The 15,001-nt window shown below is 31.7% G+C and carries 15 protein-coding genes; 10 read left to right on the top strand and 5 right to left on the bottom strand.

Going from position 1 to position 15,001, the window contains the following annotated elements:
- The first annotated feature begins 14 nt into the window (after positions 1-14).
- The 4 genes from JM82_RS14835 (at position 15) to JM82_RS14820 (ending at position 1,897) form a co-directional block, all read left to right on the top strand.
- The gene (locus JM82_RS14835) at positions 15-476 is read left to right on the top strand and encodes a DUF1801 domain-containing protein (protein WP_099568122.1); all 462 of its coding nucleotides are present in this window, start codon (positions 15-17) and stop codon (positions 474-476) included.
- Positions 473-862, top strand: a complete 390-nt coding sequence (locus JM82_RS14830) for a VOC family protein (RefSeq protein ID WP_028284167.1) — start codon at positions 473-475, stop codon at positions 860-862. Before JM82_RS14835 ends, JM82_RS14830 begins: the two co-directional genes overlap by 4 nt.
- 51 nt (positions 863-913) lie before the next feature.
- On the top strand, positions 914-1,456 hold the full coding sequence (locus JM82_RS14825) for a hypothetical protein (RefSeq protein ID WP_145005789.1): 543 nt from the start codon (positions 914-916) through the stop codon (positions 1,454-1,456).
- Positions 1,457-1,570: 114 nt separating this feature from the next.
- Positions 1,571-1,897: an ArsR/SmtB family transcription factor gene (locus tag JM82_RS14820; RefSeq protein WP_145005786.1), complete on the top strand. Its 327-nt coding sequence runs from the start codon at positions 1,571-1,573 to the stop codon at positions 1,895-1,897.
- A gap of 3 nt (positions 1,898-1,900) precedes the next feature.
- Here JM82_RS14820 and JM82_RS14815 read toward each other — a convergent pair whose 3' ends face one another.
- Genes JM82_RS14815 through JM82_RS14800 form a run of 4 tightly spaced genes read right to left on the bottom strand, consistent with a single transcriptional unit; the run spans position 1,901 to position 6,519 of the window.
- On the bottom strand, positions 1,901-2,935 hold the full coding sequence (locus JM82_RS14815) for a carboxypeptidase-like regulatory domain-containing protein (protein ID WP_145005783.1): 1,035 nt from the start codon (positions 2,933-2,935) through the stop codon (positions 1,901-1,903).
- Positions 2,928-4,745 (bottom strand): GNAT family N-acyltransferase, encoded by a 1,818-nt coding sequence (locus tag JM82_RS14810; RefSeq protein ID WP_145005780.1) that lies wholly within the window; start codon positions 4,743-4,745, stop codon positions 2,928-2,930. Before JM82_RS14810 ends, JM82_RS14815 begins: the two co-directional genes overlap by 8 nt.
- Positions 4,746-4,788: 43 nt before the next feature.
- On the bottom strand, positions 4,789-6,039 hold the full coding sequence (locus JM82_RS14805) for an aspartate kinase (protein ID WP_145005777.1): 1,251 nt from the start codon (positions 6,037-6,039) through the stop codon (positions 4,789-4,791).
- Complete coding sequence (locus JM82_RS14800) at positions 6,040-6,519, bottom strand: GNAT family N-acetyltransferase (protein ID WP_145005774.1); 480 nt, start codon at positions 6,517-6,519, stop codon at positions 6,040-6,042.
- A 118-nt stretch (positions 6,520-6,637) separates the two neighbouring features.
- On the opposite strand from JM82_RS14800, the gene fbp reads away from it, so the two are divergent.
- Genes fbp through JM82_RS14775 form a run of 5 tightly spaced genes read left to right on the top strand, consistent with a single transcriptional unit; the run spans position 6,638 to position 10,898 of the window.
- Positions 6,638-7,645: a class 1 fructose-bisphosphatase gene (gene fbp, locus JM82_RS14795; protein ID WP_145005771.1), complete on the top strand. Its 1,008-nt coding sequence runs from the start codon at positions 6,638-6,640 to the stop codon at positions 7,643-7,645.
- A 49-nt stretch (positions 7,646-7,694) separates the two neighbouring features.
- A complete protein-coding gene (locus tag JM82_RS14790) occupies positions 7,695-8,051 on the top strand; it encodes a fructose 1,6-bisphosphatase (protein WP_145005768.1) in 357 nt (118 codons plus the stop codon).
- A 15-nt stretch (positions 8,052-8,066) separates the two neighbouring features.
- Positions 8,067-8,885, top strand: a complete 819-nt coding sequence (locus JM82_RS14785; protein ID WP_145005765.1) for a cell envelope biogenesis protein OmpA — start codon at positions 8,067-8,069, stop codon at positions 8,883-8,885.
- Positions 8,872-9,363: a Rab family GTPase gene (locus JM82_RS14780; RefSeq protein WP_145005762.1), complete on the top strand. Its 492-nt coding sequence runs from the start codon at positions 8,872-8,874 to the stop codon at positions 9,361-9,363. Before JM82_RS14785 ends, JM82_RS14780 begins: the two co-directional genes overlap by 14 nt.
- Positions 9,364-9,377: 14 nt before the next feature.
- Positions 9,378-10,898, top strand: a complete 1,521-nt coding sequence (locus tag JM82_RS14775) for an ATP-binding protein (RefSeq protein WP_145005759.1) — start codon at positions 9,378-9,380, stop codon at positions 10,896-10,898.
- A 50-nt stretch (positions 10,899-10,948) separates the two neighbouring features.
- Here the strand turns inward: JM82_RS14775 and JM82_RS14770 are convergent, their stop codons facing one another.
- Positions 10,949-11,380 (bottom strand): TerB family tellurite resistance protein, encoded by a 432-nt coding sequence (locus JM82_RS14770; protein WP_145005756.1) that lies wholly within the window; start codon positions 11,378-11,380, stop codon positions 10,949-10,951.
- A 265-nt stretch (positions 11,381-11,645) separates the two neighbouring features.
- Here JM82_RS14770 and mfd point away from each other — a divergent pair, with 265 nt between their 5' ends.
- On the top strand, positions 11,646-14,984 hold the full coding sequence (mfd, locus tag JM82_RS14765; protein WP_145005753.1) for a transcription-repair coupling factor: 3,339 nt from the start codon (positions 11,646-11,648) through the stop codon (positions 14,982-14,984).
- Positions 14,985-15,001 lie beyond the last annotated feature (17 nt).

Genomic DNA, 15,001 nt, shown 5'->3' with positions numbered 1-15,001 from the left:
TAAAATTAAACCTAATGACCTCAACCGCAAAAACACCAGAAGACTACATCAATCAACTTCCTGAAGAAAGAAAAGCACCTATAACTAAACTACATAATTTAATAGTAAAACACATGCCAAAAGGCTTAGAAGCAGGCATGGGTTATAGTATGTTGGCTTATTATGTGCCAAAATCTATATATCCTGCAGGTTACCATTGCAAACCGTTTCCGCCTTTACCATTTATTAATGTAGCTTCTCAAAAAAACTTTATAGCAATATATCATTCTGGTTTATATGCAAAAAAGGAATTATACGATTGGTTTGTTACAGAATACCCAAAACATTGTAAATACAAATTAGACATGGGTAAAAGTTGTATCAGATTTAAAAAAATGGATGACATCCCTTATGATTTAATTGAGGAGTTATTAGGTAAAATGAGTGTTCAGGAATGGATAACAATTTATGAATCTGTATTAAAATTAAAAAAATGAAAAAACGCGTCACAGGAATTGGAGGTCTATTTTTTAAAACCAAAGACCCAAAAGCATCAAAAGATTGGTATCAAAAGCATTTAGGCTTTAATACCGATGATTATGGTTCAACCTTTTGGTGGAAAGACAAAGATGGCAATGACTGCTCGACACAATGGAGTCCATTTAAAGAAGACAGTAAGCATTTTGAACCTTCAAAAAAAGACTTTATGTTTAATTATCGTGTAGAAAACTTAACAGAATTAATAACTGTTTTGAAAGAAGAAGGCGTTACTGTACTTGGAGAAATTGAAGAATATAGCTACGGAAAATTTGGTTGGATTTTGGATAATGATGGTAATAAAATTGAACTTTGGGAACCTATAGATAAAACATTTTTAGAATAATCATTTATTATTGTAATATATTAGCATTCAGAAAAATAACATCGATAAATCATGAATGAAGAACACAAAAATATTGAAAATAATGCAGAAGAAACTATAAACAATATAGAAGACACTGCAAATAACGTCTCTGAAGATATTAAGGAAACCTCTGAAGAAACACTTGAAGCTGTTAAAGAAAAGACTACAGAAGTTGTAGACAAAGCAGAGTCTAAGTTTGAAGATCTAAAAGAGGATGCCAAAGAAACGTTTGAAAAAGCAAAAGCTAAAGCGACAGAATTTATAAACGAAGATGCTAAAGAGTTTATGGACGACGCTAAGGACAAAGCATCAAAATTAGCTAAAGAAGCAGGAGAAAAATTTGACGAGTTGTCAGATGATGCTAAAGAAACGTATCAAAAAGCTAAAGCTAAAGCAACTGAATTTATTAACGAGGATGCAAAAGAGATGCTAGATGACGCCAAAGAAAAAGCTTCAAAATTTGCAGACGAAGCAGGTGATAAACTAGAAGATTTGGCAGAAGATGCTAAAGAAGTTATTGAAGAAACTACTAAAAAAACGAAGTCTTTTTTCCAACGTTTATTTGGTAAATAACAAAAAAATTAGAAATTTAAAACCAAAGTCTTGCTTGATTTTGGTTTTTTAATTAAATTTATTATTGTGATATTGCAATATAACTTTTATACTAATATTAATCATATAATAACTATGGGTTTTTCAAAAAAACAGCTATTTAATACATCGCAAAATCAAGTGGCAAGTATTACTAAAGTCTTGGGTCATCCTGCTAGAATAGCCATGATACAGTACATAAGCGAAAACAAAGACTGCAATTGCAATGCGCTTGTGGAAAGCACTGGATTGTCACAACCAACTATCTCTCAACATCTTGGCGAGATTAGAAAAATTGGTTTACTTAAACAAAAAGTAAAAGGGAAAAACCTATTTTACACGATTGATTTAGATCAATTAAACGAAAGTAGACGTGTTGTCAATGACTTTTTTGTAAAAACTCAGGTAAATTGCAATAAGTAGTAGTTATTGTAAATTATAATCCGATGGTAACATATTTACCAATCTATCTTGTCCAAACAGACCTCCAAACAAAACATTGTTAATAGGAAAGTGTATACCAAAGCTGTCTATATAAAAAGTCAAATCTTTTGAGTTTGGCAATAAAAAGGCTTGCTCTAAGTTGTCAAAACTAACAACGACTTTGTTAGTGCCTAAAAAGGAGACTTTTGTAGTATTATGTTCTGTTTTTTCAGTTTTAAAAACCGCATCTTGAATAGTTTCAAATAATGGATCGGAAGACGCTTCATCCTCCTTTTTAAATAACTTAAATCCATTTTCCCTAAGATTACTTGCTGCTAGACTTCTCATAAAATATAGTAATGAGGTCTTATAAACAAAGCTTCGATTTTTGAGATAACGTTTCTTTACTTTTGTATTTAATTCGGTAAAAATACTAGTCCCACTGTAAAATACTTCTTTAACATAATCAAATCCTGCTGCTGATGTATGGAACATGATTTCAAAATCAACTAAGTTATACTCGACTTTATAACCTAAATACTTATTGATTACAACTATGGGTTGATCTGCAATAGCGTACATAGTTTGATCTACTTTGCTATATCTAAATCTAATGTCATCTAGGTTTTTGATCTTACAATCTTCACTATGGATTGACTGTCCTAAAAACTCGCGTTTAAAATATCCTATTTTTTTTTCTCTTGACCAGTCATCATCAGTTAAGACTATCTCGTCCAAATCTGTAGCTTGAGGTTTAAGCTTTATTATAGGATTATTTTGAAGTGTTTTTTTATCAATTATTAACGTCTCGTACCCAATATAACTAATTACTAATGGCGCGTTTATAGTTTTTTGTGTTGTGATAGAAAAATTACCATCAAGATCTGTGATTACTCCAATGGTTGTGCCATCAAAATAAACGGTAACATTAGATAACAGTTGATTTGTATCTGCGTCTTGGACAGTACCAGAATAGGTTTGCGCAAATGTTAATGTGCTAACAAAAAAAGCAATAAAGATTACTATTCTGTTACTCATTTTGCTCAGTAACTTTACGCTCTAATTCTGCTTGAAACTCTTCCATAACAGGTCTTACTGTACTTTCTGGTAAATCCTCAATTTTAATATACATTAAACCATCTACTGCATTATTAAATAGTGGATCAACATTAAAAGCCACTAAACGTGCATTTTGTTTGATGTACTTTTTAAGTAGTACAGGAAGCCTTAATGCTCCTGGTTCAATCTCGTCTATAATTTTATCAAACTTATTTAAATCGGCTTCTGTTGCATCAAATACAAAGTCCTTATCTGCATCTTTAAGTTTTACTTTAAATTCTTTTTTAGGATGTACATATTGGGCTACATAAGGATCGTAATAATGAGACTTCATAAACTCAATCATTAACGATTTAGAAAATTCTGAAAACTGATTACTGATACTAACACCACCAATTAAAAACTTATGCTCAGGATGACGTAACGTAGTGTGTACAATACCTTTCCATAATAAAAATAAAGGCATTGGTTTTTGCTGATACTCTTTAATAATAAAAGCTCGTCCCATTTCAATAGACTCACTCATCATTTTATATAATTCCGGTTCAAAACCAAATAAATCTTGTAAATAGAATCCGTTAATACCATAGTTGGCAAAAATCTGAGATCCTAATCCCATCCTGTAGGCTCCTGCTAAAACATTAGCCTCACTATCCCACAAAAATAAATGGTGGTAATAGTTATCAAATTGATCTAGATCTATAGGTTCGTTTGTTCCTTCTCCTACTTCTCTAAAAGTTATTTCTCTTAAACGACCAATTTCACGAAGCAGGTTTGGCATGTTTTCGGCAGTAGCCAAAAAGACTTCGTAATTTTTACTAGTTAACAATTTGCAATCCTGCTGTCTTAAAGCATCAACCTCAGTAATCATAGCCTGCTGACTAACAGGTGTCACAATTTGTTTAGGTGCTTTTACAGATTTTGGAGATTTTAAGCTAGAGGAAATGGTATCTATTATTTTTTCTTTTGGTTCAAATGCATTGGATAGCATATAGGTTTTTCTTCTTATAAATTCAGAAAAATCTGAAAGCGACTCATGCTCGGCTTGATCGTTCACAGAGATTGGCTTTCCTATTCTAACCTTTATCACTCGTCTTTTTTGAGTCAACAACTCTGATGGTAATTTTGCGGTTCTAAAAATATCGCTAATTTTAGATAGCTTATAAAACAACTTACTATTATTAGCATGAAAGTATATTGGTACTACAGGTACTTTCGCTTTTTGTACTAACTTCATAGCTGCTTCTTCCCATGGTCTATCTACTACCAATTTACCGTCTCTGTAAGTAGACACTTCTCCAGCAGGAAATATACCTAATGGGTGACCATCGCGTAAGTGTGAAATTGCGCTTTTAAAACCTGCTATGCTAGATTTTGCATCTTTTCTGTCTTCAAAAGGATTAACAGGCATTATATATGGCTTCATCGGTTCTATACGATGTAATAAAAAGTTAGCAATTATCTTAAAATCTTCGCGTTGTTCTAGCATTAATTTTAAAAGTAATATACCATCAATTCCGCCTAAAGGATGATTAGAAACTGTAATGTATGCTCCATCTTTAGGTAAACGCTTTAAATCTTCTTCAGGTATTTCAAATTTAATTTGAAATTCATCTAAAATTCCGTTTAAAAATTCTAAATGTGATAAATGTTTATTACGATTATAGATTTTATTTAAAGTAGATATCTTTAAAACTTTCATTAATAACCAACCAACAAAAGTCCCTAAAAACCCGTATTTATCAAGTTTTATAGCTTTTGAAACTTCTTTTGCAGTGACTAATCCCATTTAATTTTATTCATATTAGAGTTTACAAATGTAATCAATAGATTTATTTAGTTACTATTTGTAGTGTTTCTTGAAACATTTGTTTTAATAAAACTGTTTTTCCGACTTCTAAATCGGCAATTGCTTTTTGATTGTAATGCCTAATCGTGTACAAAGATACGTTATCATTACATGTCACTTTAAATTTAGCTTTTAAATGTAACAATAAAGGTTCTAAATTATTGTAATTATTATCAAAACAAACAGAAAAACTAATCGCAGAGTTTTGGATAACATCAACTTTCATTTTATATTTTGATAGCAAATTAAATATTTCGCTAATATTATCTTCTACAATATAGGAAAAGTCTAAAGTAGATAATGATAATAAGACTTGGTTTTGCTTTACTATAAAACAGGGAACTTTTGGCTCAATTCCTTTAATTTTACTAACTATTGTTCCATCTTCATTTGGTTGTAAAAACGATTTAACGTACAACGGTATTTCTTTACGTTGCAGTGGTTGTAATGTTTTAGGATGTATTACTGAAGCACCATAAAAAGCCAGTTCAATAGCTTCTGTATATGATATGGCGTTTAATAATTGTGCATTTTTAAAGTGTCTAGGGTCGGCATTTAAAACACCTGGTACATCTTTCCAGATGGTAACACTATCTGCACTTAGGCAATAAGCCAAAATGGCTGCTGTATAATCACTACCTTCGCGACCTAAAGTTGTTGTAAAATTATTTTTATCGCTTCCTAAAAACCCTTGAGTTATATTAAGCTTACTAGTATCAACATGTTTAGTAATTAACTGCTGTGTCAGGTCCCAATTAACATTTGCGCGTCTATAATAGTCATCTGTTTTAATTAATTGTCTAACATCTATCCAATTATTAGTAAATCCTTTTAAGTTTAAAAATTGGCTAATTATAGTGGTAGATACTAACTCTCCAAATCCTATCACTTGATCGTAAACAAAATTATAATCCGGAGATTTATTTGTTTTCAAAAAATTAGTGAGCTCTTCAAAAAGCGCATTTGTAATATCAAAAACGGGATGATTTTTATTTTCAAAAAGCTCTAATACAATATCGTTATGATAAGTCACAACTGCTTGTATAGCCTGCTGTAATTCTGGTTTGTTATCAAAATAATTACCTATAACCTGCTCTAAAGCATTAGTGGTTTTACCCATTGCAGACACAATAATTAACGTATTATCATGTCCTACTTGATCTAAAACCGAAATTAGATTTTTAACACCTTTGGCATCTTTAACAGACGCACCTCCAAATTTAAATACTCTCATTTATAATTTTTGGATGTAATTTTCAATACTTGATTGATCCATTTGTACTAAAAACCAATCTTTTAGTAAAGTAGCTCCTTTACTTTCATAAAATTTTATTGCAGGTTCATTCCAATCCAAAACTTCCCAACATATACGTTTAACACCCAAACTATAACCGTATTTGATAACCTCGTCAAGAAGTAAAGTACCAAGACCTTCTCCTCTATAGTTTTCTTTAACAATTAAATCTTCTAAATGTACTGTCTTACCTTTCCAGGTAGAAAAACGGATATATATTAAAGCCATAGCTACAACTTCATCATTTTTTTCGGCCACAAAAGTTGTAAATAAGGGATGTTTTCCAAAACCTTGTTCCAATAAATCTGCTTCTGTAACAATGACTGCTTCAGGTTGTTTTTCAAAAACAGCAAGTGTTTTTATCAAGTCAAGCATAGCCGGAACATCTCTTTTTTCGGCAAAACGAATTGTAAACTCCATAAAATTTTAATTTAATCAAATATAGTTTAAGAATGTTTATAATACCAAATTATGGACAACTACAACGTTATAATTGTTAAAATATACGATATTTGTGCAAACAACTACATCTAAACACATGTCTAAAAAAAATCAAACGTTAGGAGAATTTATTATTGAAAACCAAGCTTCGTTTAAATACACATCTGGAGAACTCTCTAGATTAATAAACTCTATACGTCTTGCTGCCAAGGTTGTAAATCATGAAGTTAACAAAGCTGGACTAGTAGATATTATTGGTGCTGCAGGAGATACAAACATACAAGGTGAGGACCAGCAAAAGCTAGATGTTTATGCAAATGATAAATTTATCCAAACCCTTACAAATCGTAATATTGTTTGTGGTATTGCAAGTGAAGAAGAAGATGATTTTATTACAATAAATAGTCAAGATGATAACAATCAAAATAAATACATTGTATTAATTGACCCTTTGGATGGCTCTTCTAATATTGATGTTAACGTGTCTGTAGGAACTATTTTTTCAATTTATAGACGTGTTACGCCAGTTGGAACACCTGTAACTATCGAAGATTTTTTACAACCAGGAAACCAACAAGTTGCTGCAGGTTATGTGGTTTATGGTACATCTACAATGCTAGTATACACCACTGGTCATGGTGTTAATGGATTTACATTAAATCCAGCAATCGGTACTTTTTATTTATCACATCCAGATATGCAGTTTCCGGAAAACGGAAACATATACTCTGTAAACGAAGGTAATTATACACACTTCCCACAGGGTGTAAAAAACTATATTAAATACTGTCAAATGGAAGAAGGAGATAGACCTTACACATCCAGGTACATTGGGTCATTGGTTTCTGACTTTCATAGAAACATGATTAAAGGTGGTATTTATATGTATCCTAAAAGCTCAAAAAATGAAGACGGTAAATTAAGATTATTGTATGAATGTAATCCTATGGCTTTTTTAGCAGAACAAGCTAACGGAAAGGCAAGTAATGGTTATAACAGAATTATGGATATTGAGCCAACAGCACTACACCAACGCGTTCCTTTTTTCTGCGGAAGCAAAAACATGGTACTTAAAGCTGAAGAATTCATGCAAAACGCTGATTAATTAACATTGTGTTTATTTTTTTGCTAATTTTGAAACATAAATTATCCTGATGGCAAATACAGACAAAATCAACGAAGACAACATGCAAGCATCTTCTGAAGCAACTTCAAAAATAGATGCGATTAAGCAACTTATTTTTGGTGAAAACATGCAAGCTTACGATAGTGAGTTTGAAACACTAAAAAAAGATATTCTTGCTAAGAAAAAAGAATTAGAAGCTTTAATGGACGAAGTCAAGTCTGAGTTGCTTCAAAACATTGATAACCTAAGCACTGATATTAATATTAGAATCACAGAGCTAGAAAACAATTTAGAAGATAAAGTTGACGATTTAAACGAGAAAAAAGTGGATCGTAAACTTTTAGGTGAACTATTTACCAAATTAGGCGAAAAAATAAGTCAATAACAAATTGACTTCCGCATGAACCAAGAAGATAAATTAAAAATCCTTAAGGACATCTTGCTTAAAGATGAGCATGAGTACGCCTTGTCAATTGAAGAAAAGCTTAAAAAACTTGAAGATTTAATTAACAAGCAAAATAATTTATCTAAACATATAGACCCTATTCTAGAAGATAAACTAGAAGCGTTTATCAAGGAAATGCCAAAAACATTAGGACCAACAATTACGCAAACGTTACAAGAAGAAATTAAAAACTCTCAGGATGCAGTAGTTGAAGCCTTATACCCAATAATGGGTAAAATGATTAAAAAATATGTACAGAAAGAAATACAAATCCTATCTGAAAACATAAATAAAAGCTTAAACAACACCTTTTCTTGGGCTTCGATAAAAAGAAAATTTAGATCAAAAAAATCAGGAGTATCAGAAGGAGAAATAATTATTCACGATCAATTTAAATCTAAGATAGAGCAAATAATGGTTATTGAAAGTGGCTCAGGACTAATTGTATCAGAATACTCAAAAACCCAAGGAATAGACCAAGACACAGTTGCTGGTATGTTAACAGCCATAAAAAGTTTTGCGCAAGATGCGTTTACAACTCAAATTCAAAATTTAGAATATATAGAATATGAAAACTACCACATTCATCTTCAAAACTTTTCTAATTATTATATTGCTGTTGTAATTTCAGGTGCATTTACAGCTACCTTTAGAAGCAAACTTGAAGACAAACTTCTAGACTTTGCACAAAACATTATAAACAAAACAGATTTAGAAAACAGTGATATTTTTAACACTAAACTAAAAGATTACTTTGACAATGAAAATATCTAAAAAAATAGTTTTAATAGGCCACTTTGGAGTTGGTAAATCCTCTTTAATAAGACGATTTGTAGAAGACACGTTTACAGAAGACTACAAAGTAACTATTGGTGTACACATTTTAAAAAAAGAAGTATCAATACCAAAATCAGATAAAGATATAACACTTGTTATTTGGGACTTAGAAGGAAACGATGACATTACAAATACTAGACCATCATACCTTATAGGTACTAATGGTTTTTTATATGTTTTTGACATGACTAGACCTGCAACCTACCAAAACATAGAAGCGGATTTAGATTACATCAAAGACCGTTACCCAAAAACACCAATTAAAGTTATTGGTAACAAAAAAGATTTGGTTACTAACGAGTTTATTAAACAGAATAAAGACATTTTTGGACGCTTTGTCGATTTTTATACAAGTGCAAAATCTGGGACTAACGTTGACGATGTTTTTATTAATTTAGCAGAAGCTGTAATTTAACAAGCGAAAAAATAATGCTAGAACAATACAAAAAAGAATATTCGCAATCCACAAATCAATACATAGTTGTAGACTTAGATGGTAAAATATTAGAGTCTGACGATGTTATATTTACTAAGGTAGTTGGAAAAAACATTTCCACAATTCATCCTTTTTTTGAAAGTATACATAGTACACTTCTAGAACCAAACCAAAGACACGTATTTTCTTGTATTCATTTAACAAATCCTGAAAACCAAACAATAATAACAGACATTATTGTAAAAACTTTTGACGGTAAACAACCGCCTTTAGTAGTTGTTTTAGATCTTACTACGCATTATGACAATTACCAAACAACAGCTCAGGTTAGAAATGAGTCTGTTATTAACTCTCAAATTTTAGAGTTAAAAAACGAGTACCTACAAGAAAAAGAAGCCTTTAAAAACGCATTTATTGCAAACTTTAGTCATGAGTTAAGAGACCCTTTAACAGGAATCTTAACGTTTTCTGATATCTTAAAAAAGACCCATTTAAGTGACGAGCAATTAAATTACTTAAAAGTAATAGACTCGTCATCTACTTACCTAAAACAATTAATAGAAGATATTTTAGACATCTCTAAAATTGAAGCAGGTAAGTTAGACCTTGTTATTAGTCCTTTTGATATTAGACAATTACTAGAAGACATAAAAAGTATTTTTGAAATTAAAGCGCAGCAAAAAGGATTAGAGTTAATCACTAATTTTAATGATAACCTACCAGAAGTTGTTGGTGGTGACCCTTTAAGATTAAGACAGGTGTTAAGCAACCTTCTAGAAAACGCTATAAAATTTACAGAAGAAGGTACTATTACCTTTAATGTGTCTTTAAACCAAATCAGAGCTCAAAAAGCAAGCATACACTTCCAAATAATAGATACGGGAATAGGAATCCCTCAAGACAAAATAGAAGATGTCTTCACAAGTTTTACACAATTAAATAACTCTCAAGCCTACAAAGGTGCAGGATTAGGATTAGCAATTGCCAAGCACTTAGTAAGCTTAACACATAGCAAAATTAGTGTAGACAGTACAGAAGGGGAAGGTAGCACGTTTTCTACCAATATCAATTTTAGCTTAGATAAAAACCATAAACTAAAGACTAAAAAGAAAGACGCTGTAACTTCACCACGATCAAATAAAAAATACAGTATTTTATTAGTTGAAGATTCAGAAATTACTCAATTATCCATACTAAAAATATTAGCCTCTAGAGGTAATTACTTTTTAGACATAGTAACAAAAGGAGAAGACGTTATTCCAAGAATAGAAAACTCTGAGTTTGACCTAATACTTATGGATATAAAATTACCTAATAGTTATGGTGACGAGATTACCAAACTAATTAGAAAAATGCCAGAACGCGAACATAAAAAAATCCCAGTAATAGCATTAACCGCTCGTGTTATGAAAGACGATTTAAAACGCTATAAAAAAGCAGGAATTAACGATGTTATCCAAAAACCATTTGACGAAAACGCCTTAATTACCAAAATAGAAGAATATTTAAAATAAAAAAAAGCGAACTTTAAAGTTCGCTTTTTTTTTATAATTATCAAACAGGATTATCTGTTCATCGTTTTAATTTCTTCAGCAAAAGTATCTAAATCAACACCTTCATGCACTAGCTCTAAAGCCTTATGCGTAATATATTTTGCATTGCTAGATTTAAAACCTAAACCAACACATAAACGCTCCAATACAGCTGTTTGCTTAGGACCTTCAATATGATCAGCCCAAACCATTCTTGACAAATCATACAGACGCTCTAAACGTTGATCATAAGATGTTGGAGGGTTAATAGGATGCTCTTTATAATCAATTAATATCTGCTTATACTCGCCTTCACTAATATCTAAATTACGTGCTAAACGATCTAAAAACGCTTTTTCTGACTCACTAATCACACCATCACTCATTGCTACACGTACAATTGCAGCAAAATGATCCTCATTACGCTTTTTAAATCCACTATCGAATAAATCTGAAAATGACATACTTTTTTGTTTAATTTTAGACTACAAATATAGTCAAACCGTACACCTTTTAAAATTAAAAGTTTCTATTTTTTTGGGCGTTTATTTTACACCCTTTAATAGGTGTAAAAAACCAGGCTCTCGTGGCTCGCTCTCTGCGAGGAGCTCAGACAAACCACTCCATCCTTAACGCACTTACCCATGGATATTTCTAAAAAGTTAAATTTTGTAAATCTAAAAGCTAATAATTTATGCATTGCTTATATTTGCACAAACTAAAGTTATAGTGAGTAAAACCTTAATCTCGCAAACCTATTTACAGTCTTTGCAATTGCAAAAACTGCAAACTGCTATTGCCCAAACCCAAAGTAAAACACATTTAAAAGGACTTGTAGGCTCATCATTATCCTACGTAGTAGCACAATCTTTTAAACAAACACAGCTGCCCTTTTTACTTATTTTTAATGACAAAGAAGAAGCTGCTTTTTACCTAAACGATTTAGAACAACTCATTAACAAAACAGACGTCCTATTTTATCCAGGAAGCTATCGTAGACCCTATCAAATAGAAGAAACTGATAACGCAAACGTACTTCTACGTGCCGAAGTTTTAAACCGTATTAACTCACGTAAAAAACCCGCTATAATCGTTACCTATCCTGACGCACTGTTTGAAAAAGTAGTCACCAGAAAAGAGCTAGAACGTAATACACTTAAAATAACCGTTAATGATAGCCTATCAATAGACTTTGTTAACGAAGTCCTATTTGAGTATAAATTTAAACGTGTTGATTTTGTAACAGAACCTGGAGAGTTTTCAGTACGTGGAGGAATTGTAGATGTGTTTTCATTTAGTCATGACGAACCCTACCGAATCGAGTTTTTTGGAGACGAAGTAGATAGTATCAGGACTTTTGATGTAGAAACACAATTATCTACAGAGCAAATTAAAAAAATTAGTATCATACCAAATGTTGCTAATAAATTAATGGATGAGTCCAGACAAAGTTTTTTAAAATACATTGCTCAAAAAACAGTCGTTTTTGGCAAAAATTTTGACTTAACCTTTGATCGTGTGGACGACTTTTTTGACAAAGCAATTGCTGCTTTTGTTAAATTAAACAAAGACATCAAACACGCAGAACCACTAGAGTTATTTTGTAATGCTGCCGAGCTAAAAAAACAACTATTAGATTTTAGCATCGTAGAGCTAGGTACAGACTCAATTTTTAGTGCGACACAAGTCATACAACATAATACCACACCGCAACCTACATTTAATAAGCAGTTTAACTTATTAATAGATAACCTAAATAGCAATCATAATAACGATTACACAAACTATATAGCTTGTGTCAGTGAGCAACAAGCAAAACGTTTTCATGATATATTTGACGATGTTGAGCAAGACGTCCATTACCAAACCATTACCCAATCACTATATCAAGGGTTTATAGATCACGACCTTAAAATAGTCGTTTATACAGATCACCAGATTTTTGAACGTTATCATAAATTTCATCTTAAAAATGGATATGCTAAAAAGCAAGCCATAACCTTAAAAGAACTTACAAACCTTGACATTGGTGATTATGTAACACACATTGATCATGGAATAGGAAAATTTGGAGGACTTCAAAAAATAGATGTCGAAGGTAAAAAACAAGAAGCCATAAAATTAGTTTATGGAGAACGTGATGTCCTATATCTAAGCATTCACTCATTACACAAAATAACTAAGTTTAATGGTAAAGATGGTAAACCTCCTAAAGTATACAAATTAGGAAGTAAAGCTTGGAAAGTTCTTAAAGAAAAAACCAAATCTAGAGTTAAGCATGTCGCTTTTAACTTAATTAAATTATACGCAAAACGTAAGCTAGAAAAAGGATACCAATACAAACCTGATAGCTATTTACAACACGAGCTAGAAGCTTCTTTTTTATACGAAGACACACCAGATCAAATCACTGCAACTGCAGATATAAAAGCAGACATGGAAAGCGAGCGTCCAATGGACCGTTTAATATGTGGAGATGTTGGTTTTGGTAAAACCGAAGTAGCCATTCGTGCAGCTTTTAAAGCAGTGGATAATGGTAAACAAGTTGCAGTTTTAGTACCAACAACAGTATTAGCCTTTCAACACCATAAAACCTTTACAGAACGTTTAAAAGACTTTCCGGTAACTGTGGATTACGTTAACCGTTTTAGGACTGCAAAACAAAAAAAGGAAACCTTAGAAAAATTAGAAAAAGGTCACGTCGATATCATTATAGGCACGCATCAACTAGCAAGTAAAAATGTTAAGTTTAAAGATCTAGGATTGCTTATTGTTGACGAAGAACAAAAATTTGGTGTTGCTGTAAAAGAAAAATTAAAAACTTTAAAGGATAATGTAGACGTATTAACGCTAACAGCAACTCCAATACCTAGGACGTTGCAATTTAGTTTAATGGCAGCAAGAGATTTATCAGTCATTACTACACCTCCACCAAATCGTTATCCAATAGAAAGTAACGTGATTAGATTTACAGAGGAGTCTATTAGAGATGCTGTAAGCTACGAGATAGAACGTGGTGGACAAATCTTTTTTATTCACAACCGTATTGAAAACATTAAAGAAGTTGCTGGTATGATCCAAAGACTTGTACCTGATGCTAAAATAGGTATTGGTCATGGACAACTTGAAGGTAAAAAACTAGAAAGCTTGATGCTTGGTTTTATGGATGGCGAATTTGACGTGCTTGTCAGTACAACAATTATTGAAAGCGGTTTGGATGTACCAAATGCCAACACCATTTTTATTAACAACGCTAATAATTTTGGATTAAGTGATTTGCATCAAATGCGTGGTCGTGTTGGACGTAGTAATAAAAAAGCATTTTGTTATTTTATAACTCCAGAATACTCTGCAATGACAGACGATGCCAGAAAACGTATACAAGCTTTAGAGCAGTTTACTGAGTTAGGTAGTGGTTTTAATATTGCTATGAAAGACCTAGAAATAAGAGGAGCAGGAGATTTATTAGGAGGTGAACAAAGCGGATTTATAAATGAAATTGGTTTTGATACCTATCAAAAAATCCTTAATGAAGCAATTGAAGAACTTAAAGAAAATGAGTTTAAAGAGTTATATGATGAACCTTTAGAAAATAAAGAATACGTTAAAGACATTACTATTGACACAGACATGGAACTTTTATTCCCTGACGACTATGTTAACAATATTGCCGAAAGATTAAGTCTTTACACCCAATTAAACAATTTTAAAACCGAAGCTGAATTAACCGAATTTGAGACACAACTTATTGATCGTTTTGGAGAGTTACCAACACAGGTTGTGGATTTAATAAATAGCGTACGCATCAAATGGGTAGCTACCAAATTAGGTATTGAAAAAGTAATAATGAAACAAGGAAAGCTAATTTGTTATTTTATTAATGATCAACAAAGCAGTTTTTACCAAAGCCCAAATTTTACAAAATTACTACAGTATGTACAAACACATCCTCAGGCTTGTAAAATGAAAGAAAAACAAACCAGAAATGGCTTACGTTTATTACTTACCTTTGACAATATAAAAACGGTTAAAAAAGCTTTAATTGCCTTACAACCAATATTGGAATAGTTTTTGAAATTATAAAA

This window comes from Olleya sp. Hel_I_94, from assembly GCF_007827365.1.
GTDB lineage: Bacteria > Bacteroidota > Bacteroidia > Flavobacteriales > Flavobacteriaceae > Olleya.
The sequence above is the reverse complement of the archived record's forward strand: the minus strand, read 5'-3'. Positions and strand labels throughout refer to the sequence as shown.